Raw genomic sequence first — 26467 nt, 5'->3', positions numbered from 1 at the left:
GTTTTTTAGTTTTCACAAGCTCTCCAAATCGCATCATTTTGCGGAACGGGAGCTATAATTTCAATATTTTCTTTGGTGACAGGGTGTATAAATTCCAGTTTTCTGGCATGGAGATTAATTCCGCCGTCCGGATTCGAACGAGGTGAGCCATATTTCAGATCTCCTTTAATCGGAACTCCTGTTTTTGACAATTGTGCTCTGATCTGATGATGCCTTCCGGTTTCCAAATCAATCTCCAGCAAAAGATAATTATCTAAAGTTTTAATGACATGATAAGTAAGAATTGCTTCTTTTGCACCCTCTGTAACTTTTGGGAATACAATCGCTTTATTATTTTTTTCGTTCTTCTTTAGATAATGAACCAGTCTTTGGGTCTTCGGGATCATATCTTTTGCAACAATTGCCCAATAGGTCTTCTTAACTTCACGGTTTTTAACCATTTGAGTGAGACGTGATAAAGCTTTGGATGTTTTAGCATAAATCACCAAACCTGAGGTAGGTCTGTCAATACGATGAACCAAACCCAGAAAAACATTTCCGGGTTTAGCATCTCGTTTTTTTATAAAATTCTTGATTAATTCTAATAAAGATTCGTCACCGGTTTTGTCGCCCTGTACAAGCTGTCCAACCTTTTTATTAATCACCAAAAGATGGTTGTCTTCATAAACAATCTGATCTTCCATGGTCTATTGACGAAAATTAGATCTGTTAGATAAAGAAAGAATGACTCCGGCCAACAGCCCAAGTGTTTTCATTCCAGCTATTTTTGATTCATATGGTAAAAAGGCACCAATAATACAAAGTCCTGCCGCAGCATACATCGGATAAACAAATTTCTTATTGACCAGCAATGGAGCCTGCAAAATGAAGCTTATCCCTACTACAATATAAAATATTCTTCTCGAAAGAATATTGTTAACCTCCGGAGAGAATAGATTAAACCATCCTACAGCAAGGCAAACGATGGCCAGAACTGAAATGATTCCCTGAGCGGTTTGAAGATTCTGCCTCATTAATAACTTTCTTTATCATTTGGAAAATCTACACTTTTGACATCTTTTACATACTGAGCAACAGCTCCTGTAATTTCAGTGTAAAGATCAAGATATCTTCTTAAAAATTTCGGGCTGAATCCCTGGTTCATACCTACCATATCATGATAAACCAAAACCTGACCGTCACAATGAGGGCCTGCTCCGATTCCGATAGTCGGGATAGAAATACTTTCTGTCACCTGTTTTGCAAGATCTGCAGGAATTTTTTCAAGAACAACACCGAAGCAGCCTAATTCTTCTAAAATTTTAGCATCATAAATTAATTTCTCTGCTTCTGCTTCATCTTTAGCCCGAACTTTATATGTTCCGAATTTATAAATCGATTGAGGAGTCAGCCCTAAATGCCCCATTACAGGAATTCCTGCGTTAATTAACTTTTTGATAGATTTTGAAATCTCTTTCCCTCCTTCAATTTTAATAGCATGAGCACCTCCTTCTTTCATCATTCTTACTGCAGACTCCAATGCTTTCTCAGGATTACTCTGATACGTTCCGAAAGGCAGGTCAGCAATAACCAATGCTCTGTCAGTTCCTCTGACCACACTTTGAGAATGGTAAATCATCTGATCCAAAGTAATAGGCAACGTTGTTTCGAAACCCGCCATTACATTAGCTGCAGAATCTCCGATCAGTACAGCATCAATTCCTCCGGCATCTACCATCTTCGCAGTAGTATAATCATATGCGGTAAGCATCGTTATTTTCTCCTTGTCGAATTTCATTTTTCGCAAGGTTTCAGTCGTAACTTTTTTAATTTCAGAATGAACAGACATAATGTATCTATTTTTTAAAAGTTAAAAAGTCGGCTTTCGCCGACTCAAGTTTTTGTATGATTTTTATAAAACTACGTGTCCTAGTTTCATTAATTTGTCGTGGTTGAGAATTTTGATGTTTCTTCCGTCCACCTCAATGAGACTGTCTCCTTTAAATTCGGAGATTAAACGGATGGCACTTTCGGTAGCAGTACCGATGATGTTCGCAATTTCTTCTCTTGTTAATGAGATTTTGATGAACCCCTCAGGATCTACTCCTAATTTTTGTTCCAAAAGAATTAAAATCTCTGCTAATCTTTCTCTTACTGTTTTTTGAGCCAGGAAAGTAATCGTATTGGATGATTCTCCCAATTCATAAGAAATTTTCTGAAGCATCACAAAAGAAAGCTGAGGATCAACTTCTAAAAGATACATGAAAACATCTGCCGGTAAAAAAGTAGCTTCAATATCTGTCATAGCTTCAGCCTTCGCCTGGAAGTTTTCCCCGCAAAGTAAAGAACGATAGCCGATGATGTCCCCTTCTTTAATAAATCTAAGGATTTGATCTTTCCCGAAAGCTCCCGATTTTGACAGCTTAGCGGCTCCTTTTTCTAATACATACACTCCTTTTGGAGTTTCTCCATCTTCAAAGATCGTATCATGTTTCTGAAAACTCAATTTCTTTTTAGTGGTGATGTATTTCTCAAAATCAGCGCTGGAAAGTCTTTCCTTGAATGATTTATCATTAAAAACTCTTGCGAACCTCTCTTCAATTGCAATCTGTTGTTCCTGCGACATTTTATATGACATTTATCACAAAAATAGAACTTTTTAACTCGATAAACAAAAAAAATTGTTATAATTTTGTAGTTCAATAATTTATGGAGGTGAGCGAGAACTGTTTTCATTGTGGTCAAGGTATCGAAAAAGAAAGAATTTTGTTTGATGAAAAGACTTTCTGTTGCAACGGTTGCAAATCGGTTTACGAGATTCTAAATACCAATAATCTTAGTAATTTTTACGAATTAAATAAAAGGGCAGGAATTCGTCCGAGCGATGAAAATTCTACTCAGTTCGATTATCTGGATACTCCTGAAATTTTTGAAAAAGTGACCGATTTCTCGGAAGGGAATACCAGCCTGGTTACTTTTAAAATCCCTGTGATTCACTGTTCTTCCTGTATATGGTTATTAGAAAGCCTTCATACTTTAAATAAGGACATTAAATATTCTCAGGTCAACTTCACAAGAAAGACCTTACAGATTTCATTCAACCATAACGATTTAAAATTAAGCGAATTAGCTAATTTTTTAACCAATTTGGGATACAAGCCTGTCATCAGCCTTGAAACTGCCGATAAAAACGTAGATCATCTTGATAAATCTTTATTGGTAAAATTTGCAATTGCAGCTTTTGCCTTCGGAAATGGGATGTTCTTAGCTTTTCCTGAATATGTAGGAGGTGAAGACTACTGGATGGATCACTATAAAGGTCTTTTCAGAACTTTGATGTGCCTTCTGGCTATTCCTGTTGTTTTTTACTCGGCCTCAGATTATTACAAATCCGCATGGTATGGATTGAAAAATAAGATTGTTAACATCGATGTTCCGATTGTTTTGGGAATCATTGTTCTTTTTGGGCGAAGTGTTTATGAGATTGTAACAGATTACGGTCCGGGATATTTTGATACTCTTTGCGGACTTTTATTCTTTATGCTATTGGGGAAAATCTTCCAGAAAAGAACCTACAATGCGCTTTCATATGATAGAGATTACAAATCATTCTATCCGATTGCGGTAACAAAAGTTGATTTTGAAGGAAAACAAAACAATATTTTACTGTCTGAAGTTAAGGTTGGCGACAGAATTCTGGTGAGAAACCAGGAAATCATTCCTGTGGACGCTATTTTAATTAACGGAGAAGGAAATATCGACAACAGCTTTATCACCGGAGAAAGTGAAAGCATCAGCAAGCAGCCCGGAGATAAAATCTTTGCAGGAGGAAAACAAGTGGGCTCTTCTTTAGAGCTGGAAGTTATAAAAGACGTCGATCAAAGTTATCTGACTCAGCTTTGGAACAAAGAAGCTTTCAAGAAACATGAAACCGGACTTGACACCTTAACCAATAACATCAGTAAATACTTCACATTCATCATTTTAGGCATAGCCCTAATTTCAGGAATTTACTGGGCAACGGTAGATCTAGAGAAAATGTTTCAGGTGATTTCCGCTATTTTAATTATTGCATGTCCTTGTGCTCTCGCACTGTCAGCACCGTTCACTTTCGGACACATTATGAGGATTTTAGGCCGAAATAAGTTTTACGTAAAAGATACTTTAACGATTGAGAAAATTGCAAAGTTAGACACTATTGTTTTTGACAAAACAGGAACGATTACCCACAGAAAAAAATCCAATATTAAATATGAAGGTTCCGAGATCAAGGAATTTGATTTACTGAATATTAAAACCTTATTAAAGAACTCAAATCACCCTCTTTCAAAGTCCCTCTATGAATTTATTGAGGAGAAGGACCAATATTTCCCTGTTGAAAACTTTCAGGAAATTTCCGGTAAAGGATATGAAGCCAATATTAGAGGAAATTCCTATAAAATAGGTTCTGCAAAATACAATAACCAAGAGTCCAAAAATCTTGAAACAGCTGTTTTTGTAAGTAAAAACGGAAAATTTTTAGGTAAATTTATCTTTAAAAACGAATACCGCCAGAACCTTAAAGATTTGTTTAAAAAACTTACGCATTATAAAATCTACATCCTTAGTGGAGACAATTCATCTGAAGAAGATCAGTTGAAACAGTTGATTCCTAATTATAAAGCAATGGCTTTTAATCAAAATCCGGAAGACAAGCTGAATTACATTCAAAATCTTCAGAATCAGAATATGAAAGTTGCCATGCTTGGAGATGGCCTGAATGATGCAGGAGCACTGAAACAGAGCAATGTAGGAATCGCAATCGCAGATGACAGCAACAGTTTTACCCCATCTTCTGACGTGATCATGAATGGTGAAAAAGTAGTTACTTTAGATAACTACCTAAACGTCTGCAAAGGCTCCATCACAATTGTGAAAATGACATTTATAATAAGTTTTCTTTATAATATTGTCGGATTAAGTTACGCAGTTACAGGGCATATGCATCCTCTTTTCGCTGCTTTAATCATGCCTGCAAGCTCCATTACGGTAGTTTCATTCACTACATTTTCGACATGGATCCTAGGGAGAAAATATTTCAAAAAACAAGCTTAAAAGCCCTTATTTAGACTGATTTTAAATTAGCTGAAAACCGTATTTCGTGATGAATGTCATTATTTTTCACTAAATTTGAACCCCGAAAATAGGTTAATTTTGTTGTCAAATGGATATTCTATATTTAATGATCCTCTGCAGTGTTTCTTTAGCTGCGATTTTCTTGGTCGTATTTATAGTCTATGCCAAAAAAGGACAGTTTGAAGATGATGAATCTCCGGCTGTACGAATTCTTTTTGATTCCGATGAAATCAAGGAAAAAGAAGAAGTTGGCAACGATAAAAAAGAAAAAGAAATAGGAGAAAATAATAAAATTGAAGAAAAAAGTGAATAGTTGATATGGAGACACAAAAGTTTAGTTATGACAACAGCATTGTTCGTGCATTCCTTTATGCGACCATAGTTTTTGGGCTTATAGGATTCACGTTCGGGCTTACGGCAGCATTAATGCTTTTCTACCCTGAACTTCCCGAATTTTTATTCGGAACGGATGACACCACAATTCAAAGTTTGAAGAGCGGAAACATTCAGGGCTTGATAAACACACATGGTGCATTCGGGTTTGGTAGAATCAGAATGTTGCACACCAACACCGTAATCTTTGCGTTCGTATGTAATATCGTTTACACCGGTATTTATTACTCGTTACAAAGATTATTAAAAACAAGAATGTACAGTGATACATTATCTTGGTTACATTTCTGGACTTGGCAAATTATGATTGTTGCTACGTTCATTACATTCTTTATGGGGATTAACACTTCTAAAGAATACGCTGAACATGAGTGGCCAATCGATATATTGATTGCGTTCTCCTGGATCATTTTCGGAGCAAATATGTTCCTAACGATTGCGAAAAGAAGAGTAAGACACCTTTATGTAGCGATTTGGTTCTACATTGGTACTTGGATCGCAGTAGCAATGCTTCACATTTTCAATAACCTTGAGGTTCCATTATCTTTCACAGGTTGGAAATCATATTCAGTATATGCAGGGGTAAAAGATGCTATCGTACAATGGTGGTATGGTCACAATGCGGTTGCATTCGTATTGACGACTCCGGTTCTTGGTTTGATGTATTATTTCTTACCAAAAGCTGCAGACAGACCGGTTTTCTCATATAAACTGTCTATCATTCACTTCTGGTCATTAATTTTCGTATATATCTGGGCTGGTCCTCACCACCTTCAGTATACAGCACTTCCGGCATGGGCTCAGGCAGTAGGAACAGGTTTCTCTATTATGCTTATTGCACCATCTTGGGGAGGTATGTTAAACGGACTTCTTACATTAAGAGGAGCATGGGACAAGGTAAGAGAAAATCCTATCCTTAAGTTCTTCGTGGTTGCAGTTACCTGTTATGGTATGGCAACATTTGAAGGTCCGCTTTTGGCAACTAAAAACATCAACAAAATTGGTCACTTTACAGACTGGGTTATCGGTCACGTACACTTAGGAGCTTTAGGATGGAATGGTTTCATGGCATTCGGAGTTATCTATTATTTGGTACCCATCTTGTGGAGAACAAAATTATATTCAGTAAAATTAGCTAACTGGCATTTCTGGTTGGGTACTTTAGGGATCATTTTCTATGCAGTTCCAATGTATATTTCAGGTTTCACGCAAGGATTAATGTGGAAGCAGTTCAACCCGGACGGAACTTTAGTTTGGAAAAACTGGTTAGATACAGTAACGGCTATCATCCCTTACTTTAAAATGAGATTTGTAGGAGGATTATTCTATATCTCAGGATCGATCTTAATGGTTGTCAACGTTATTGCAACAGTAAGAAAAGGATCATTCCAGAAAGAAGTTCCTGCAGAAGCACCAACTTTAGCCAACATTACTAAAAACAGAAAAGAAGGAGAAGGTACTCACCTTTGGTTAGAAAGAACTCCTGTATTATTAGGAATCTTATCTTTCTTAACAATATCTATCGGTAGTTCAGTAGAGATTATTCCTACCCTATCGCTTAAGAAAAGTGTCCCTACCATTTCGGCAGTAAAACCTTATTCGCCGCTGGAATTAGAAGGTAGAGATATTTATATCAGAGAAGGATGTAATGCTTGTCACTCTCAGATGATCAGACCTTTCCGTGATGAGATTACAAGATTCAACGGTAAAAACGGTCAGTACTCTAAAGCAGGAGAATTTGTTTATGACAGACCATTCCTTTGGGGATCAAAAAGAACAGGACCGGATTTACACAGAGAAGGTGGTAAAAACCCAAGTTCTTGGCACTACAAGCACATGTACAACCCAAGATCTACGTCTGCAGGTTCTATCATGCCTCGTTACCCTTGGTTGATCGCTACAGATCTTGACAGATCTAAGATGGTAGATAAAATGAGATTAATGAAGAATACATTTGATGTACCTTACACTAAATCTGAAATTGATTCTGCAGATTCATGGGCTAATAACCAAGCTAAAAAAATTGTAAAAGATATCTTCTCTGAAGCGAATGACCTGAAACAGGAATATGCTAAGAGACCTGATGTAAACTTAGAGAAAAAAGAAGTTGTAGCGCTTATCTCTTACTTACAAAGATTAGGAACAGATATTAAGACAACGGAAATAAAAACAGCAAGTAATAACTAAACATTAAAAGGTTCATTATGATACCCCAGAACTTTAAAGATATATTATCCAATTCGGAAAATGCAGGTTTGTACCAAACATTGGCTCTGATTTTCTTTATGATGTTCTTCGTAGCCTTAGTGATATATGTTTTTAGCAGGCCTAAAAAATATTACAAGGAAGAAGAAGAAGCACCACTGGGGGATGATGAAGACGATTTTAATTTAAAAAATTAAACTATTTATTATGAAACAAAGAACACCGGTTGTTGTAAACATCTTAATAATAATTGGACTTCTGATAGTTTTTTATTATTTGTTTGTACAGAGCTACGCATTCTTAGCTTCACCTTATTTCTGGGGGACTGTAGTGATCGCTGGTATCCTGGCGTATATCCACAGTGCTATCGGAGATTTAATTGAGAATAATAAATTCAAAAAACTATCTGCAGAAGAAAAAGCAGCGTATCTATCAGAAAAGAAAATCCCTTTCTTAAGAAGAATGTATGACAGTGCTTTCAAAAAGCAGTCTGCTTCTGAAGAGAAAGATATCCTTATCGACCACGGTTTCGACGGAATCATGGAGTTGGATAATCAATTACCGAAATGGTGGGTAGGTTTATTCTATTTTGGGACTGCTTTTTGTATTGTTTACGTAGCAGCATTCTCTTTCACAGATTTCGCTCACCCATTGAGCGAATATGAAAAAGAATATAAAGAGCAGATCGCAAGCATTGCAGAATATGAAGCAACTCAGCCTCCTGTAACGATCGAAACAGCTAAATATTCAGCTGATAATATCGCAGAAGGTAAAGAATTATTCAAAACCAACTGTGCATCTTGTCACAAAGAAGACGGTAGTGGTGGTATCGGACCTAACTTAACCGATAACTACTGGATCAACCAGCCTGAGAAAACGTTATTCAAAAACGTATTCCACATGGACTGGAATGGTTCTCCTACTAACCCAGCGATGAGAGCATTTGGTAAAAACGGAGAAGTTTCCGGTGCTGAGATTGAAAAGATTGCAGCTTATGTTTATCATATCAACCAAGAGCAACCTCCAGTAACACCGGCTCAGGGTGGAGCTGCTCCTCAGGGAACAGAAGCTCATTGGGAAAAGGAATAATTTAAACAGAAAAAATAGAAACATATGAAAAACATAATTTGTTATTAAATGAAAAAATAGTAACGAATTATGTTTTTCTTTTTTTAAATATTTACAAGATGTCAGATATAGAAGAAATAGAAGTACGCGGCGGACAGGGACAGGTTCTGGACCCTGAGACTTACAGAGATTCTATCGGGACAATGGAGCAATCCGGAAAAAGAAGATGGGTGTTCCCAAGAAAACCCAAAGGTAAATTTACCAACTATAGAAATATTGTAAGCTATCTCTTATTAGCCATTTATTTTATAGTGCCGTTTTTAAAGATTAACGGCAATCCATTCTTTTTATTCAATGTTATTGATAGAGAGTTTTACATCTTCGGACAGCCTTTCTATCCTCAAGACTTTTTCATCCTTACTTTAGGAGCCATCGCATCTTTAATTTTTATTATCATTTTTACGATTGCATTCGGAAGAATTTTCTGCGGGTGGATATGCCCTCAGACAATTTTTATGGAATCTATTTTCCGTAAAATTGAATATATTATTGAAGGTGACCGAAATAGGCAAATGAAGCTGGACAGACAGGAATGGAACAGCGAAAAAATATGGAAAAGAAGTCTTAAATGGACGGTTTACATCATTATTTCATTGATCATTACCCACTTTATGCTGATGTATATTGTCGGTTATAAGGAAATTTTCAGAATTATATCAGAAGGGCCATTTGCCCACCCTACCAATTTTATCATCATGGTTCTCTTTACGGCAGCATTTTATTTTGTATTTGCATGGTTCAGAGAGCAGGTTTGTACCTTAGTATGTCCTTACGGAAGATTACAGGGTGTATTGATTGATAAAGACACCATCAATGTATTCTACGACTTCAAGAGAGGAGAAAACAGATCAAAATGGAGAAAAGGAGAAGACCGAAAAGCAGCAGGTAAAGGAGATTGTATCGACTGCCATCAGTGCGTGGTCGTTTGCCCTACCGGTATTGACATCCGTGATGGTCAGCAATTGGAGTGTGTTAACTGTACAGCTTGTATTGACGCCTGTGATGAAGTAATGGAGAAGGTCGGTCTTCCGAAAGGATTGATCAGATATGCTTCTGAAAACGAAATCGAGCAGGAGACTCAGTTTAAGTTTACGGGAAGAATGAAAGGTTTTGCAGTTGTACTTGCTTTATTGGTAGGATTCTTAGGATTCCTGCTTTACAACCGTGGCGAAATGGAAGCTAAATTCATCAAACCGGCAGGAAGTACATTCTTCGTAAGAGACGGTAAAATTACCAATACCTATAATTACACTTTCTTAAACAAAACAAACGATAAAAAAATCGTTACCATCAAAGTTATTGAACCAGTACATGGAGAGATCATTTACAGTGCTTCAAGTAAAATTACTGTAGAAAGAGACAAGATTTCAAAAGGAACCATCAATATCAGCTTCCCGGAGAATGAAATGAAGCTTTCCAAGCAGAATATTACAATCGGAGTGTATGATATGAAAGGAAAACTGATAGATTCTTATCAGACCTACTTTGAAGGACCGTTTAAATTACAATTTTAATTTTTAAAACCTTCTTCTTTAAAAATATGCTGAAGGTTATTAACTATCTTAAAGACAAAAAATGAAGAACTTTAGTTGGGGACACGGTGTTGTAATTGCATTATTTGCATTCATAGTTTTTATATTATCCATGTTATTTCTTTTCCCGAACGGGCAGAAAAACTCTGAAATGGTAACCGATAATTATTACGAAGAAGAATTACAGTATCAGGATGTAATTGATGCTAAAAAAAGAGCAGACGACCTACAGGAGAAACCTACTTATACACAAGATACAAACGGAATTAAAATATCTTTTCCTAAAGGCTATGACAATTCCAATACAACGGTAAAATTTGTTTTGAACAGAACCGATGATCAGAATCTTGATATTAAAAGATCTGAACAGCTTGATGCGAGCCAGTCATTCTTAATTCCTTCCAAAGTATTGAAATTGGGGAACTATACCTTAAGACTGATGTGGACGAAAGACAAACAGGACTATAGAATGGACTATGACGTGATATGGAAATAGCACTTATTTTATCGGCTATTGGATTAGGTTTTGCATCCGGTTTCCACTGTATCGGGATGTGTGGACCTATTGCCCTGTCGATGGGATTAACAAAAAAACAGGCCACTAACTTTTATCTTCAGAATCTTACCTATCAGTTCGGGAGGATATTTACATATTCTTTACTCGGTGCTGTTTTAGGAATCATTGGTGAAGGTTTTGAGATGGCAGGTTTTCAGAGATATCTTACGATTGCCGTGGGAATTCTATTAATTATTATGGCTGTTTTTTCGTTTGGCGGAAAAGATTTTGCCTCAAAAATCCCTTTCTTTTCCAAATTTTTATTTAAAGTAAAATTAAACTTAGGAAGGTTGCTTCAGAAAGCAGATTACCGTTCGAGATTTACAACAGGGCTTCTTAACGGATTTCTACCTTGCGGAATGGTCTATATGGCTCTGACAGCAAGTCTGGCAAGCGGCGGCATCTGGCAGGGCGCTGTATACATGGGACTTTTCGGGCTTGGAACACTTCCCTTTATGTTTGCGGTGGTTTTGGTCGGAAATCTGATGAACCAGACCTTCAGAATAAAAGTATTAAAGGCCATTCCTGTGGTGATGATCATTCTGGGAGGGCTGTTTATCGTTCGTGGAATGGAACTGGGAATACCTTATATTTCGCCGAGAGCAGAAGCCATGACGATTTCCAGAGATAACAACGGAGACTGTCATCTACCCGGAGATCATAGTACCCATAAGCATTCGAATACAAACTGTCATTAAAAACTAAACTGAACCATGAAAAAAACACTCCTTTTATTCATTGTTGCCCTATTCGGAATTCTGACTTTACAATCATGCAATGTCAATTCTGAAATTGTGTATTACAAAGATGCTGCCTCTACAACCGTAATGGATATTGATGTAAGAGAATTCATGAAAGAAATGAAAGCTATGACTCCCGATTCTTTAAAAGATAAAAAAGAATTCGGAGATATGGATAAGCTTCCGACAACATGGACGAGTCTTTACGACATAGACAAAGAAGAAGGTAGACTAAAGACCACCAATCCAGATTCTATCAGGATCATGAAGAAGATCTTTATGAAATCCAATAAAGAGGGAAAAGAAGTTGCCGGGTTTTCTCTAAAGATGGACCATTTTACAGCTCAGGATTATACCGCACTGAATAATTTTACGAAACAGGAAAAACTGCCTATTGATCAGAATGTATACAATAACTGGAATGGGAAAGTATTAACCATCGATACCGAAAACTTTAATCTTAAAAATCTTCAGGAAGCGCTGGCCTCCAAAAGCCCGGAATTGGGAACTGATGAATCAATGGGAAAACTGGAAGGGATGATCATGATGTTTTTTAAAAATATCGGAACTACTTTAAAGTTTGAAAATAAGATAAAATCGATCACAGGAAAACATGACTGGTTTAAGCAGATTGATGATTACTCTGTGAGAATACAGTATGACCTAAAGGCTATGTTTGATAAAGAGGCAGCCAAGCCCAAAAATGCCGACAAAAAAATAATCATTGTAACAGAATAAAAGAAACCACCGAAATTTCGGTGGTTCTTTACATAAAGACTATTTATTCTTTTATTATTTAAGGATTAAGTGCACATCCTTCAGGATCAATCCCTAGTTTAGCGCAGCATTGCTCTCTGAACATACAAATTCCATTTGGAAAACCTGGAAGATAACATCTAATAACAGCTGGGTCATCCAGGCATTCAGCTGCCCCACTTCCACTAATTAATTTTAAATTTTCTCTAGAAATTTTTTCTAAATTTTTCATAAAAATTTTGTTGATTTTAGTACTTTTCCTACTCTATTTAAGCTTTTCGGATTTCGCTTTTATATTGATTATTTTTAAAATTTATTCTATATTTTATCAGATTGATAACAGTAACTGATTAGAAATCGCCTTTTCCAGCATGATAATCAATTGGAAATTTTTTAGGGACGGAATTTTTGACTGAATTTTCATGTAATGTATATTCGTAGAATTTCATATTTTGCTTGGTATATTAGTGTTTTTGAAGATAATAAAATTATTTTATATACAAAAATTAAAAAGTAAATTCTACTAATTCTTAATTGATATAATTAATAATTTCTATATAAAATATTCTCTGGCATAAAAACAATAAATTAAAAGAACAATAAAAAATTATTATAACAAAAAATCCCCGCCAAAAATGACGGGGATCATATATAAAAGATCAAATCTTAATTAATCACATCAAATCTTGCATACTCAGCAATCTTCTTTGGAAGTTTAATCCCTTCTGCCGTTTGATTATTTTCAAGTAATGCCGCCATAATTCTTGGAAGAGCCATTGCAGAACCGTTTAATGTATGGACCAGCTGAGACTTTCCATCTGACTTAAACCTACATTTCAGACGGTTTGCCTGGAATGTCTCAAAGTTAGAAACAGAACTTACTTCCAGCCACATTTCCTGAGCAGCACTCCACACTTCAAAATCGTAGGTCATTGCAGATGCAAAACCAGTATCGCCACCACAAAGTCTTAAAACTCTGTAAGGAAGTTCCAGATCAGTCAGGATTTCTTTAATATGTTCCACCATCTCTTCAAGAACAGCATAAGAATTCTCAGGCTTTTCAATTCTTACGATCTCAACCTTTTCGAACTGGTGAAGACGGTTCAAACCTCTTACGTGTGCTCCGTAGCTTCCTGCTTCTCTTCTGTAACATTGAGAAAATGCCGTATTTTTAATTGGAAGATCTTTTTCATCCAACAAAACATCACGGTATAAATTAGTTACCGGAACCTCTGCAGTCGGAATCAAATAAAGATCATCCGCCTGAATATAATACATCTGACCTTCTTTATCCGGCAACTGACCCGTTCCATATCCAGACGCTTCATTTACAACGTGAGGCGGGTTTACTTCCGTATATCCTTTCTCTACATTTTTATCCAGGAAATACTGAACCAAGGCTCTCTGTAATCTTGCTCCTTTTCCTAAATATACAGGAAATCCTGCTCCTGCAATTTTTACCCCCAATTCAAAATCGATAAGGTTGTATTTTTTAGCAAGCTCCCAGTGAGGAATAGCTCCCTCTCCCAATCCTTCAACATCGTGAGACTGATAGATAATTTCGTTATCATCAGCTGAAGCACCACTTTTCACCAACTCATTCGGAATATTTGGAAGCTGATAAAGAATATCCAATAAAGCCTTTTCTTTAACATCTAATTGAAGTTTCAATTCGGAAGTCGACTCTTTAAATTGTGCTGTTTTAGATTTTGCGGATTCTGCCTCTTCTTTTTTTCCTTCTTTCATCAATATCCCAATTTCTTTGGAGATCTTGTTGATTTCGGAAAGTTGGGAATCCAATTCAAATTGAATTTTCTTTCTTTCGTCGTCAGTAGCAATCGCCTCGTCTACCAACCCAAGATTCTTGAATTGTCTTTTTTGAAGACCTTCTAAAACGCGTTCTTTATTGTCGCGCAAAAAATTGACTTGTAACATTTTATTTAGATGTTAATTATTAGAATGTTAGCATAAATTGCTAACAGTTTTTGCAAATTTAAAAAATTATTTTACGATAGTCACTACGTTTGAACCGCCAGGAACTTTTGTAAACTGAAGTTGTTTATTATAATACACTTTCGAGACTTCAAAAACCGAGGATGTCCAACGGTATTCAATATCTAAGGTATCATTAATTGTATCCGTAACGCTGTTTACCGTTCTTCTCAAAGCCAGCGCCATTCTGGATCGGTAAGTTCTTGTATCGCTCAATGAATCGTCTGTAATCCTTTTTGCTCCGGCAATGTATTCCAGATAATACAGAGAATCAGAAGACAATTTAAGGGGAATGCTTACCGGTGCATTATCAGTGATTCCGAAAACATCATTTACGGTATAGGAAATATAGGAACCGGATTTATTTGGATTCAAAAGATCCTGCCCGGTGCTGCTCTTCATATAAATAGTGAGTATCTGGTCTATTCTCTGAACGTCGTCATCCCCGTTTCTACAACCCAGAAACGCGAAAAAAATTACCAGAATTCCGAAAACAATATTTTTCATTTCCAACAAAGATAAAAACTTATTTTAATTCTTTAAGATATTTATAAAAGAAGAATGCCAAAATAAGACCTGAAAATATCAGGGTAACAGAAACACTGATCGTCATTCCCATCAAATGGTATTTCGGAACCAAAATAAATGATAATGTTATTAAAAGGATCAGAGAAAATAAAGAGGTCTTCGTATTCATTGCCATTTTACCAACAGCTGACATTAAATTTCCATATAAATTTCTAAAGAGAATATTGAGTAAAAAAGTAGCCATAAAAACCACAAATAAACCTGAATTTTCAGCATATTTTTCATTAAAAAAAAGCTTTAAAATATTTTTACTGAAATAACTGCAGATGATAAAGATAGTCGCGCAAACGGGTACAAAAAATTTATAGTATCCTGAAATATAATGTTTAAGAAAAATTTTATTGGTATAATTTTTAGCCAAAACCGTAAAATCACTCTGCATAAAAGCCAAAGCCAGAAAAGTAACATTCGAAGGGATCAGAATGGCGACCCGATAATCTGCCACATAATTTTCATTTAACAGAAATCCCAGCAAAAGAATATCCGCAGAAAATAAAGCATCGGACAGCACGGTTGTTCCGGAAGTATGAAAAGCATATTTCCAGACTTCTTTTGAACTGAAAACAGATGGTATTTCTTTTACGGACAAATTTGTTTTTTTATACCAGAAGAAAGATAAAAACGGTATTAAAGTAATAGCAATAAGATATCCCTTCAGCTGAAAAAAATAAGTAAGTGCTAATGTCAATACTAATCCAAAAATATTGACCACATTATTTAATTTTGCAAACTCACGATTCTTACTGTTAATCCTCAATTCAGTCTGTATATAGTTGAAAAAGTAAAATCCGATAAAACGTAATGCGAAAAACAGAAAAATCCAGAATATATCTTCATATTTATTCACATAGAACAAACTGCTTATCAAAAAAATAACCGTGAGAATAAGCTGATAAATGAATCCCTGTCTTAAAAGATAAGCTGAAAGTTTTTGCTTTACCACAGGACTCTCTGAAATTGAGCCATAACGCAGTAAACTCTGGTAGCTTCCCAGGCCCGTACATGATGCAAACAATGCAAAAATAGCCGCTACAATGCTCATTTTTCCAAAATCTTCAGTAGGTAAAAGCTTGATGATAAATAATGAGGAAAGAAAAGCGCAGATTTTTCCAATCAGCAAAGAAACAAGAACATATTGTCCCTGATTTTTAAGAAAATTCTGTAAAAAAACCTGTAGACTTTTCATTCATTAAAAGTACAGTTTAAAAATAGATAAAATATTAATGGCCTGGCATTTATGATAGAATAAATCTGAAGAAAAAAGCATGGTCATTTCTTTCCGAAGTTCGGGATATCCCTCCAGCCTGTCAAGATTTTCATCAAAGTAATCCTGATAATATTTTTGAATAGTGATATCCGAGTCATAATAGTATTGATAAGGATACATGCTGGTCTTCTCCGGTTTTTTCAATATTTTCCCATAGAAAGCATTGTAAGCTCCTTTCAGATATTTTTCGCCAAAAGGAATTTTCCATTGTGCATCCGGCTTCATTAATGTTCGTTCCCAGGAATATTTTGAAGCTTCATGACAGTGTTTTAAAAGCCATTGAAGATAAAACTGATGCTTATACTTCCATGATTCAGGAAGGCTGATAGAAAACTTTATAAAATCTTTCGTCATAAAGGGCGAGATAAGGTAAGCTTTCTGCTGCATCACCTGAGCTCCTAAAACGGTTCGGTTGTAGGCCAGATTTTTAAGCAGGAAGATTTCTTCCCTTTCATAATTTTTGAAGACCTGATCCAGATCTGATTGTATTTTCGGTAAAAACGACGGATTAACAATGATCTTATATTGGGACGGAGCCTTACTTCTGGGCTCTGAATTAAATCCACCCAAAATCCCGTCTCCTATTGCTCCCCCGTGAAAAATGGAAAATCCGTCAAAATGCAACTGATCCAAAGCGTAGCTTACGTGCACTCCGCCAGTGTACAAACCTGTACCTTCGGAAATTCTGGTAAGTTCATCTATTTTCTTTAAAAAAGAACCTTTATCGAGTGCAACAAATTCATAATTGATATGATAATCTGAGGCGATTTGTCTGGATATTTTTTCATCAAAATAACCCTTCTGAGAAAAACATAAGGCACAGTCGATATCAAAATCATTTTTTACCGCATACATCATCGCCATACGGCTGTCTAAACCACCGCTTAACAATGCCATATGTGACCCGCCTAATTCAAGATCTTTCTCATATTCCATTTTTACACCTTCTGTAAAAATTTCATGAATCTGATCTATAGCCTGATTCTGAGATTGATTGTAATACGGTATATTATTAACATCAAAATACTCTATCTTCTTAAAATTCAGACTATCACAGTCAATTTCCACGATCTCTGAATCCAAGATTTTATAAATATTTTGAATAGGAGTTCTGTCTTCCAGAAGATTTCCAATAGCAAGAAGCTGATACAGCGAAGTGATATCCGGCTGTAAAGAACTGCCATTATTTTTGATGGTCTGGCTTAGCCTTACCAGATCAGAATCTATAAAGAATTCATTATTTATTTTAGCATAAAAAACTCTCTGTGTGGAAGTTGGATTTGTAAAGGCCAGAACTTTATTTGTTCTTTTATCCCAGATACAGCCTCTGAATTCACCCTCAAGTTCCTGAAGTATTTTCCATCCTGACCTGTCATAATTTTCAATGATAAAACCCTGAAAATCATCTACATTTATACCTTCTGAAAGCTTTTTTTTATTTAAAATAATTCCTTCAATAATAATATCAAATTCCGGGGATTGTATCAACACAGAATCAAAACTGTTTTTCGGGAAAAAGCTTTTTAAATCGACCTGATTATTTTTAATATGAGCAGAAAAACCCTGTGTCATGATATTATTTCTTGGTATATCTCCGTAAACTGTTTCGCGATAGATTCTCGCGAATATCCGTCCACTGCAAACTTTCTTATTTCTTCTTTGCTTTTAAAAGAATACTGCTGTCTGCAAATTTTTTCCAGTACGCTGTAAAGTTCCTCAGTATTATTTTTTTCAACACCCACTCCCAATCCATTAATGATCAGTTCAGTAGTTCCGCCAACTGTCGTTGAAATAACAGGCTTTCCACAGGCATACGATTCTAAAATCACACACCCCTGTGTTTCATTTTCACTGAATAAAATAAAATAATCCGAATTTTTCATTTTCTCCGCCACTTCATCATAGCGCAAAGCTCCGAAAACGTTGATGTAAGATTCTGCATTCAGCTGCTCCACAAGCCTGATTAAAGGTTCCGTTTCTCCATCACCACCAATTTCCAGCCTTACGTTGTAACCGTTTTCATGCAATTTCACAATTGTTTTAATGATTTCCTGAGGCTTCTTACGAGGAATCAGGCTTGAAATATGTACCAACTTTGTACTTTCTGAATTTTCAGTTTTTGACGGGATAGTAAAAACTTCTGTATCGACAACATTTGAAATCACTTTCATCGGAGTTTTGAATTTCAAAAGTTTCAAACTCTCTTTTAAATTATGGCTCACCGGTAATACATAACTGGCATTACCCGCAATATATTTTGCGATCCTTTTGATACGCTGTGGTGTTTTAGATAAGTTTTGTTCCTGTAAAGCCGTCCAATGTTCGGTTACTACAAAAGGAATCTTATATTTTTTCTTCAGATAAACAGCAAAAAGCATATTGTTGTGAAGCACATTAGCATGCACAATATCCGGTCTTTTCATCTTCGAAAACCCCAATTTATAAGCTTTCATCCTTTTTAAAATATTCAGAACCGGGTTGTTTGAATTTTTGTAATAAACAACAAGCGTCCTGATTCCATTGAGTATTTTATCATCAAAAACAAACTCCTTTTCCTGATGATAGTCACCTATAACATGCAAAATTTCCACATCGTTGAGCAATGCAACAGCTTCTGCATGACGCTGCACAAAATTACCGTTCGTTGGTTCCAGTTTATTCGGAAACCATGAGGAAATAAAGAGAATTTTCAACAGAAATTATTTTATAGAAGCTGCCCAGCTTTTTTCAAATGGTAAAATAAAATGACTTAGAAAGTCTAAATATGTATTTTTAGAAAAATCAAATACCTGAATATCTTTTGACAGTTCTCCGTTTCTTATTTTTGTTTTGAAATCAATTAATTTCAACGTTTTCACTTCTCCGTTTTCAATGAAACTGGCTTTCATTCTGTCGAAAAGACCTAACTGATATTCTGCATCAATTTCTCGCATAATCTTTCCTAATGCATCAATACTGCATCCTGAAGCCATTTCTTTTTCTTCATCTACACAAATAATGATAAATTGATTTTTTTCAATTTTAAAAGATGACGAAAGCGGTTTTCCGTGAGCTGCCCAGGTTGCCAGAAAATCAAATAATTTTTCTGTAATTACCTTTGCTTCTTTCGTTTCCAAAGGTCTTGATGCGGGATATATGATTACTCTGTAGTCGTTTGTTTCTACAATGCTTGATTCTTCAATTTTCATTCTGATGAATTTAAAGGATAAAATTACGATTTTTTATTCAAAAAGTATAAGATATCAACTTTTGAAAGTGTTTAAGAAAATTCAAAAACAGCATTATAAGAACTTTCATTCTGACTTAAGACTTTCGCTTTCTTGTAGCCGTTTTCCTCAAGCAACCGAATAAGTTCTTCTTCACTTCTGCCTGAACTTCTTAGCGCAATATTGTTTATTTCTATAATGATTTTAGGCTTAAAATGGATTAATGTTTCTTTCATTCCCAGTAACGCGGTATATTCGCCTCCTTCAATGTCAATTTTAACTAAATCAAGCCTTGAAAGCTGCTGTTGTTTAACATATTGATCCAGACTTATGCTTTCAACTTTTTCTTTTGATGTAAAATCTTTGAGAAAAGACGAAGCCATCCCTACATTATCATAATCTTCATTATATAAAATTTCGATAAATCCTTTCTCATCGGAGATCGCAAGATGCTCTAATATTACATTTTGAAAAGCATTGATTTCGATATGTTTTTTAAACTGATTATAATTTGGTGTAAAAGCTTCAAAGGAATACACGCAGCCTGTATTTTTTACAATTTGAGCTGCATTTAAAGAAAATAATCCAATATTTCCTCCAATATCAATGAAAGTATCCCCTTCTTTTAGCGTTGAATAAAGATAATCAATTTCATTTTTTTCATAATCCCCTAAAAAATAAATTTGCTGCTGAATCCAGTCAGACAGATTCAAATCAAGCCGAATTGAATTTCTGTAAATAACATTTTTACTTACATTTTTAAAAAGATGATAAGGTCTGAAAATATATTTATGAAAGGCAAAATATTTTTGCTTAAAAAAATCAATACTTAAAATACATCTGAAAAATGAAGCTAAAAGACTTCCCATAACCGTTTTCTATGTTGAATGCAAGATACTGCAATTTTGATTTAAAACAATAAAACCCAGGATTTCGCCTGAGTTTTATGATATTATTTATATTTATTTTCTATAAATCTTCCGCTTCGGCAAGAAGTTCTACGATATCTTTTACAACAACTTCGTCATTTTTATTAAAATGTTTCACTCCGTCTGTCATCATCGTATTACAGAATGGGCAGCCCGTTGCAATGACTTTCGGCTGGAAAGATAAAGCTTCTTCTGTTCTTTCGATATTGATATCCTTATTTCCTTTTTCAGGCTCTTTGAACATCTGCGCACCTCCTGCTCCACAACAAAGTCCGTTTGTCTTACAACGCTTCATTTCTACAAGCTCAGCATCCAGCTTTTCAAGCAGCACTCTTGGAGCTTCATATTCATCGTTGGCTCTTCCCAAATAACATGGATCGTGAAAAGTAATTTTCTTACCCCTGAATGCACCCCCTTCAATTTTCAGTCTGCCCTCTTCCATAAGCTTCTTCAGAAACTGAGTGTGATGAATCACCTCATAATTCCCTCCTAAGCTGGGATATTCATTTTTAAGCGTATTAAAGCAGTGAGGACAAGCCGTTACAATTCTTTTTACTTCGTAAGCATTCAACACTTCAATATTTGTCAGGGCCATCATCTGGAAAACAAATTCATTTCCTGCTCTTTTAGCGGGATCTCCTGTACAGCTCTCTTCCTGTCCTAAAACAGCAAACTCAACCTCTATTTTATTTAGTATTTTGCAAAATGCTTTCGTAATTTTTTTGGCACGGTCGTCAAAACTACCAGCGCAACCAACCCAAAACAAAACTTCCGGCGATTTTCCTTCGGCAGCAAATTCTGCCATTGTTTTAATTTGCATTTTCTTGTTGTTTATTTAATAAACCAGCATAGTATTCTTTAGCTTTTTTCATGGTTTCGTTCGGAACTACGAAAAGAAGCATCATATTTGATTCATCATAATTCAAATATTTCCATGCATTGCCGGTAGATTTATCTTTTAATGCTATAATCATGCTTGGTTTGCTCATCTCCATGGTATTATCATTCAGAAACTGCACCTTCATGCCTTTACCTTCCATAATAGCTTTTGCAGCTTGTTGTCTTGGCTCATCCAGTTTCTCATTCATAAATGTAACGATCAGAGTGACCGGATAAGTGGCAAATGCATATTCTGAGCTGTTATCAGGAATTTTGAAAACATCAGAAACCTGAAACGCGCTTTTAGCAATATTTTTAACTTCTATTTTATAAGCCTCACTTCCTCCTTCAAATGCGGATTTAAAACCAGCAATCAAAGCCTCTTTATCAAATTTTTCCAGGATAGCAGGATGGGTCATATTCAGAATTCCGTTGTAATCTTTTTTTCTTAAAAGATCCATAAAAGATTGAGTATCCGCTAGAATTTTTTTCTGATCAGCCGATTGAGCGACCGTCAGACCCGAAAAAACAAATAAGAATATGACGACTAATTTTCTCATCGTTTATGATTTAGTCATTCGCCCAATTCAAACGATCTGCCTGATTATACTGCCAAGGAGCAGCATTATTTTCAACATTCGTCATCATCAGATTTAATTCCTGTGGAGCAGCGGACTGTTCCATTACCAGGAATCTTCTCATCTCAAAAATGATTGAAAGCGGATCAAGCAATACCGGACAAGCCTCTGTACAAGCATTACAGGTTGTACAAGCCCAAAGCTCTTCTTTTGTGATATAATCATTCAGTAGTTTCTTGCCGTCATCCTCAAATTTTCCGTTTTTGTCGATATTTCTTCCTACTTCTTCCAATCTGTCTCTTGTTTTCATTAAGATCAGTCTCGGAGATAGTTTCTTGCCCGTAATATTAGCCGGACAAACAGAAGTACAACGACCACATTCTGTACAGGAATAAGCATTCAGTAGCTGAACCTGATTGAGATCAAAGACATCTTCAGCACCAAATTTCGAAGGAACATCTGCTTCACTTCCCTCTGCCGGAGCAGCGTAAGGATCTGCATTAGGATCCATCATTAATTTGATTTCTTTGGTAACAGAATCCAGATTATTGAACTTTCCTTTCTTTTCAAGATTAGCATACCAGGTACTTGGAAAAGCTAAAATAATATGTAAGTGTTTTGAGTAATAAAGGTAATTCATGAAAAACAGAATTCCCACAAAGTGAAACCACCACGCAGCTTTCTCTGTAAACATCAGAAAGCCGTTATCAAAACTGAAAACTTCCAAAAACGGAACAAACGTCATTTCGCTGATAGGAAAGCTTCCATGTTCAGGAAATATACCCCTCATTTGCAGAATATAATCTGCGGCATTCATTTTAAAGAAAGCCATCATTAAGGCAAATTCGATGATCAGGATCCAGTTGGCATCATTTTTCGGCCATCCGAAAAGTTCTTTCATTGTCAATCTTTTCACTCCGTAAAAATTTCTACGGATGAAAAAAGTAACAACTCCGATTACCACCAAAAGTGCTAACACTTCTAATGTTGCAGTGAAAAAACCATAAAAAGTATGTCCGAAAATTGTTGCTAAAAATCGATGAGTCCCAAAGATTCCGTCAACGATAATCTCAATAAGTTCAATGTTGATGATTACAAAACCTACATAAACGAAAAGGTGTAAAACTCCTGCAACAGGACGCGCCGTCATCTTACTCTGCCCCATTGCAACACGTGCCATGGTTTCCCAGCGCTCCCCTTTTCTGTCGGTTCGGTTGATTTCCCGTCCTAATCTGATGTTTCTGTATATCTTCTGCAGACTTTTTGCAAATAGCCCAAAACCTGCAACTAATAAAATTAGAAAAATAATATTATCGATATATTGCATGGTCTATTAGTTTAGTCTTTATTATTCTTCCCAAAAACAGAGAAATTGATGTATCTTTTTGGGTTAGCTTTCATGTCCTCAATTAATGAATTCAGGTTGGTAGATGCAGAATTCAGGTTGTTGTACAACTGCTCATCTTTCATTAATTTACCTAAACTTCCCTGTCCGTTATCAATACCCACAACTACCTGATTCAATTTACCTACAGTAGCGTCTAAGTTGGCAATTGTTTCGTTCAGTTTTTTAGTATCAATACTTTCAGCCAAGTTCCCATATTTATCTAAGGTTACTTTACCACTTTGCATTGTAAGACTTGCATCATCCAATACTTTTTGAAGTTTCGGATCGTTATGCCCTACCAAAGTGTTTACGCTACCTGCAGTAGTTTGCAAAGCACCCACAGTTTTGTTAAGATTTGCAAGCAATGCTTTGATCTCTTCTCTGTTTTGTGCATTGACCACCTGGTTTGCATTGGCCATTAAAGAATCTACTCTGTACAAAACAGACTGTAGCTGATCTTTAACCGGTCCTACCTGCGAAGAAAGACTTCCAAGAGTTCCTAATTTAAAGGCTCCCTGTAATGTATCTCCATCTTTGGCCGTTGCACCGCCATAAGTAAGATTGACTCTCATTTCTTTACCAGACATCAGTCCGGGTTCAAAAATTTCCAATGTTGAATTTTTTGAGAACTCAAATTTGTTATCTACGGTAACTTTTACGATAAAATGAATCTTCCCGTCTTTGGTAGTCTTCGGAATGATTTTGTCAACCTGCCCTACTTTCAATCCATTGATCGAAACTGGAGAAGACTGCGCCAATCCTTCTACATTATCATATTTTGCGTAAAATATATTATCGGTTGTGAAAAGGCTTCTGCCCTTCATAAATTGGAACAATATCACAAAGCCAACGATGGCTAAAAGTGCTATTACTCCAGCTTTTATTTCTTTACTGAACTTCACTTGCTAAATTTTTTCTATGAGCAAATATAGTACATTTTAAATTAATGTTTTCTTTTATTGCTCTGTGTTGAATACAAAAAAAAGTGGCAAAAATTTTGCCACTTTTTATATGATTGATAAATTAACTTTTTATTGTTGCTGATTACCCTGCTTATTCCAGATCTCAATTCTGTAATCTTCGATATCAGCATTATCCTGTAAGCTCTTCATCCACGATTGTCCGAACATTCCTGCATTTCTTTGAGAAATAGACTCTGTGAATTGCTTAGCATCTCCAGGTTGTTTATTGATCGTTTCGTTCTTCTTAACTAAAACATAAACTCCCGTTCCTCCTTCAACCGGCTTAGAAAGCTGACCTTTCTTAACTCCGAATGCAGCTCCTGCAACCTTAGGCTCCATTGATCCCGCAACTGAAGGGTTTAGCATATTAACCTGCGCAGATTGTTTTGTTGTCGCAAATTGAGTAGCAATCTGATCCAAGCTACCTGCTTTTCCAATCTTTTCAGAGATTTGTTTTGCTGCCAATTTATTTTTAACAATTGTTTCAATCTGATCTCTTACAGATTCCGGATCTGCAGTTCCTTTTTCCTGCTTACCATTAAGATAAACTACGATTTTATCTCCTGTTCCGTCTACTGTAAAGAATTCTGTATCTCCTTTCTCTCTTTTCTTATCGAAAGCCCAAGCAAGGATCTCACCATCTTTATCAGTTCCTAATCCTTGAAGCTGACCATCAAATCTCTTCGCCTGTTTAGGGTTTGAGTATTGATAGTTTCCTTTTTTAGCGATATTCACGAAATCATTGAAAGATTTCCCTTGAACCTGCTGGATAAATCTTCTTGCCTTCTTGTCTGTATCAGCTTCTGTAGCATCAGATGGCTTGATAACTTTTACAAGGTTAGCCACTTTATATCCCATTGCTCCAGCTTTCTTATCTTCAATATTGATGATATGATACCCGAACTGAGTTTCTACAACACCTGTAGCTCCTTTAGGATTGTTTGCTAAATAGGTTAAGAATTCAGGAACGAAAGGAGTTTCCGGAGTTGTCCATCCTAAGCTACCACCCTGAGCAGCAGAATTCGGATCACTTGACAACTTCAAGAAGTCTGTAAATTTAGCCGGAGTTGCTTTTACAATAGCTCCGATAGAATCTGCTAATTTCTTAGCCTCTTCCTTAGATCTAGTAACACCTTCTCCTGCAGGACTTCCTTTAAATGCAATCAAAATATGTCTTGATAATGTAGAATCTGATGTTTTTTTGTTGATCAGCTTAGAAACTACATAAGCTCCCTGCTCTTTATAGGGTCCAAAGGTTTGACCAACTGCTGCAGTTGTAATCTGACCCTGGATTGTCTGAGGTAATTGAGTAGGTTTCAAATACTGATTATTAAAAGGGGCGTCAGAATTTGCCATAATAAACATAGAATCATTCTTTGTATTCTGGAAATTCTCTGTTCCTCCACTAGCATCAGTACCTCCTGAGAATAATTTTGTAATCTCTTTCTGAGCTACTGCATCATCAGCAGCACTTGGTGCAGAAGGGAAAAATACAACGCCTAAGTTTCTGCTTGCATCAGTCTTGAACATCACAGGATGTTGTTTGATGTAGTTCGCCAGATCCTCAGTCGTAACTTTAATATTATTTTTTTGAAGATAAGAAGTGTAATCAACTTTTACAAAATCGATATCAGCAAGCTGATCTCTTTGTTTCATTAATTCCTCAGCTTCTTTTTTACCTGTAGTGATCCCTTGAGAGATGTTAGCAAATACCTGTCTCGCCATCAATCTGTATTCGATTGACTTTCTGGTTTTCAACCATTGGTTGTAACCTTCCGGACTTACCGCTTTCATTTCTTCGATCTGTTTTTTAAGCTCCTGAGTTTTAAAATTACCTTTTTCATCGTGGAACTGTTGGTTTTGAGCAAACATCTGATCAAACTGGATTTGATTCCAGAAATAATCTTCAGTCATTTCAAAGCCCATTTTCTCGAATTGTTGTTTGATCAATTTCGATTGTACAAGCAATTGCCAAGCTTGCTCTTCAAGACCGTTTTTTGGTTGACCTTGCTGTTCAGCCTGTTGTTGTAGCACGAAAAGTTGATCTTGAAACTCTTCACGGGTAATTTTTTCACCGTTCACTTTTCCTAAAACATCAGGATTTTTACCAAAAACCTTATCAATACTATCGGGATTCACCAGGAACGCCAAAAGCGCCAGTGCAATTACTCCCATCAAAAGCCAAGGCTTACTCCTAATCTGTCCTAAAATTGCCATTTTATAAATTATAGTTTTTTATCAGTTTGCGAAAATACACATTTTTAAGAAATTACGG

General features: G+C 35.9%; 26 protein-coding genes. 9 read left to right on the top strand and 17 right to left on the bottom strand.

Annotation, left to right across the window (positions count from 1 at the left end):
* Positions 1 to 5: 5 nt before the first annotated feature.
* The 4 genes from M2373_RS18365 to M2373_RS18350 all read right to left on the bottom strand — a co-directional run bounded on the left by M2373_RS18365 (position 6) and on the right by M2373_RS18350 (position 2605).
* Positions 6 to 683: an RluA family pseudouridine synthase gene (locus M2373_RS18365; RefSeq protein WP_259112697.1), complete on the bottom strand. Its 678-nt coding sequence runs from the start codon at positions 681 to 683 to the stop codon at positions 6 to 8.
* Between the two features lie 3 nt (positions 684 to 686).
* On the bottom strand, positions 687 to 1013 hold the full coding sequence (locus M2373_RS18360) for a hypothetical protein (RefSeq protein WP_259112695.1): 327 nt from the start codon (positions 1011 to 1013) through the stop codon (positions 687 to 689).
* Entirely contained in the window at positions 1013 to 1828 is an 816-nt protein-coding gene (gene panB, locus M2373_RS18355; protein WP_259112693.1) for a 3-methyl-2-oxobutanoate hydroxymethyltransferase, read from the bottom strand. Before panB ends, M2373_RS18360 begins: the two co-directional genes overlap by 1 nt.
* Positions 1829 to 1891: 63 nt before the next feature.
* Positions 1892 to 2605, bottom strand: a complete 714-nt coding sequence (locus M2373_RS18350; protein ID WP_259112691.1) for a Crp/Fnr family transcriptional regulator — start codon at positions 2603 to 2605, stop codon at positions 1892 to 1894.
* A gap of 89 nt (positions 2606 to 2694) precedes the next feature.
* Between M2373_RS18350 and M2373_RS18345 the strand changes: the two genes are divergently transcribed.
* The 9 genes from M2373_RS18345 to M2373_RS18305 all read left to right on the top strand — a co-directional run bounded on the left by M2373_RS18345 (position 2695) and on the right by M2373_RS18305 (position 12386).
* Positions 2695 to 5073 (top strand): heavy metal translocating P-type ATPase metal-binding domain-containing protein, encoded by a 2379-nt coding sequence (locus M2373_RS18345; RefSeq protein ID WP_259112689.1) that lies wholly within the window; start codon positions 2695 to 2697, stop codon positions 5071 to 5073.
* Positions 5074 to 5182: 109 nt separating this feature from the next.
* A complete protein-coding gene (gene ccoS, locus M2373_RS18340) occupies positions 5183 to 5407 on the top strand; it encodes a cbb3-type cytochrome oxidase assembly protein CcoS (protein WP_259112688.1) in 225 nt (74 codons plus the stop codon).
* Between the two features lie 5 nt (positions 5408 to 5412).
* The gene (ccoN, locus tag M2373_RS18335; RefSeq protein WP_259112686.1) at positions 5413 to 7674 is read left to right on the top strand and encodes a cytochrome-c oxidase, cbb3-type subunit I; all 2262 of its coding nucleotides are present in this window, start codon (positions 5413 to 5415) and stop codon (positions 7672 to 7674) included.
* A gap of 17 nt (positions 7675 to 7691) precedes the next feature.
* Entirely contained in the window at positions 7692 to 7889 is a 198-nt protein-coding gene (locus tag M2373_RS18330; RefSeq protein WP_259112684.1) for a cbb3-type cytochrome c oxidase subunit 3, read from the top strand.
* Positions 7890 to 7899: 10 nt separating this feature from the next.
* Positions 7900 to 8781, top strand: a complete 882-nt coding sequence (locus M2373_RS18325; protein WP_259112683.1) for a cbb3-type cytochrome c oxidase N-terminal domain-containing protein — start codon at positions 7900 to 7902, stop codon at positions 8779 to 8781.
* Between the two features lie 98 nt (positions 8782 to 8879).
* Entirely contained in the window at positions 8880 to 10334 is a 1455-nt protein-coding gene (gene ccoG / locus M2373_RS18320) for a cytochrome c oxidase accessory protein CcoG (RefSeq protein ID WP_259112682.1), read from the top strand.
* A 61-nt stretch (positions 10335 to 10395) separates the two neighbouring features.
* Entirely contained in the window at positions 10396 to 10848 is a 453-nt protein-coding gene (locus tag M2373_RS18315) for a FixH family protein (protein WP_259112681.1), read from the top strand.
* Positions 10839 to 11606, top strand: a complete 768-nt coding sequence (locus tag M2373_RS18310; RefSeq protein WP_259112680.1) for a sulfite exporter TauE/SafE family protein — start codon at positions 10839 to 10841, stop codon at positions 11604 to 11606. Before M2373_RS18315 ends, M2373_RS18310 begins: the two co-directional genes overlap by 10 nt.
* A gap of 15 nt (positions 11607 to 11621) precedes the next feature.
* Positions 11622 to 12386: a hypothetical protein gene (locus M2373_RS18305; RefSeq protein WP_259112679.1), complete on the top strand. Its 765-nt coding sequence runs from the start codon at positions 11622 to 11624 to the stop codon at positions 12384 to 12386.
* A 58-nt stretch (positions 12387 to 12444) separates the two neighbouring features.
* Here M2373_RS18305 and M2373_RS18300 read toward each other — a convergent pair whose 3' ends face one another.
* The 13 genes from M2373_RS18300 to M2373_RS18240 all read right to left on the bottom strand — a co-directional run bounded on the left by M2373_RS18300 (position 12445) and on the right by M2373_RS18240 (position 26409).
* Positions 12445 to 12636: a hypothetical protein gene (locus M2373_RS18300; protein ID WP_259112677.1), complete on the bottom strand. Its 192-nt coding sequence runs from the start codon at positions 12634 to 12636 to the stop codon at positions 12445 to 12447.
* A 434-nt stretch (positions 12637 to 13070) separates the two neighbouring features.
* Positions 13071 to 14339, bottom strand: a complete 1269-nt coding sequence (serS, locus tag M2373_RS18295; RefSeq protein ID WP_259112676.1) for a serine--tRNA ligase — start codon at positions 14337 to 14339, stop codon at positions 13071 to 13073.
* 66 nt (positions 14340 to 14405) lie between these two features.
* Positions 14406 to 14903 carry a hypothetical protein gene (locus tag M2373_RS18290; RefSeq protein ID WP_259112675.1) on the bottom strand — a complete coding sequence of 166 codons (498 nt, stop codon included), beginning with the start codon at positions 14901 to 14903 and terminating at the stop codon, positions 14406 to 14408.
* Positions 14904 to 14922: 19 nt separating this feature from the next.
* Positions 14923 to 16170: an oligosaccharide flippase family protein gene (locus M2373_RS18285; protein WP_259112674.1), complete on the bottom strand. Its 1248-nt coding sequence runs from the start codon at positions 16168 to 16170 to the stop codon at positions 14923 to 14925.
* A gap of 3 nt (positions 16171 to 16173) precedes the next feature.
* Complete coding sequence (locus tag M2373_RS18280) at positions 16174 to 17823, bottom strand: asparagine synthase-related protein (RefSeq protein ID WP_259112673.1); 1650 nt, start codon at positions 17821 to 17823, stop codon at positions 16174 to 16176.
* Positions 17820 to 18944, bottom strand: a complete 1125-nt coding sequence (locus M2373_RS18275; RefSeq protein WP_259112672.1) for a glycosyltransferase — start codon at positions 18942 to 18944, stop codon at positions 17820 to 17822. The genes M2373_RS18280 and M2373_RS18275 overlap by 4 nt, the downstream gene beginning before the upstream one ends.
* A gap of 6 nt (positions 18945 to 18950) precedes the next feature.
* Positions 18951 to 19439 carry a hypothetical protein gene (locus tag M2373_RS18270; RefSeq protein ID WP_259112670.1) on the bottom strand — a complete coding sequence of 163 codons (489 nt, stop codon included), beginning with the start codon at positions 19437 to 19439 and terminating at the stop codon, positions 18951 to 18953.
* Positions 19440 to 19510: 71 nt separating this feature from the next.
* Entirely contained in the window at positions 19511 to 20326 is an 816-nt protein-coding gene (locus M2373_RS18265; protein WP_259112669.1) for an FkbM family methyltransferase, read from the bottom strand.
* A gap of 100 nt (positions 20327 to 20426) precedes the next feature.
* Positions 20427 to 21206: a (Fe-S)-binding protein gene (locus tag M2373_RS18260; RefSeq protein ID WP_259112668.1), complete on the bottom strand. Its 780-nt coding sequence runs from the start codon at positions 21204 to 21206 to the stop codon at positions 20427 to 20429.
* Positions 21196 to 21825: a hypothetical protein gene (locus M2373_RS18255; protein WP_259112667.1), complete on the bottom strand. Its 630-nt coding sequence runs from the start codon at positions 21823 to 21825 to the stop codon at positions 21196 to 21198. The genes M2373_RS18260 and M2373_RS18255 overlap by 11 nt, the downstream gene beginning before the upstream one ends.
* A 10-nt stretch (positions 21826 to 21835) precedes the next feature.
* Positions 21836 to 23170, bottom strand: a complete 1335-nt coding sequence (locus tag M2373_RS18250) for a (Fe-S)-binding protein (protein WP_259112666.1) — start codon at positions 23168 to 23170, stop codon at positions 21836 to 21838.
* A gap of 11 nt (positions 23171 to 23181) precedes the next feature.
* The gene (locus tag M2373_RS18245) at positions 23182 to 24132 is read right to left on the bottom strand and encodes an MlaD family protein (protein ID WP_259112664.1); all 951 of its coding nucleotides are present in this window, start codon (positions 24130 to 24132) and stop codon (positions 23182 to 23184) included.
* A gap of 129 nt (positions 24133 to 24261) precedes the next feature.
* On the bottom strand, positions 24262 to 26409 hold the full coding sequence (locus tag M2373_RS18240) for a peptidylprolyl isomerase (RefSeq protein WP_259112663.1): 2148 nt from the start codon (positions 26407 to 26409) through the stop codon (positions 24262 to 24264).
* Positions 26410 to 26467 lie beyond the last annotated feature (58 nt).

Source organism: Chryseobacterium sp. JUb7, from assembly GCF_024806495.1.
Lineage (GTDB): Bacteria > Bacteroidota > Bacteroidia > Flavobacteriales > Weeksellaceae > Chryseobacterium.
Note: the sequence above shows the minus strand (reverse complement) of the source record. Positions and strands in the feature narration are given on the sequence as shown.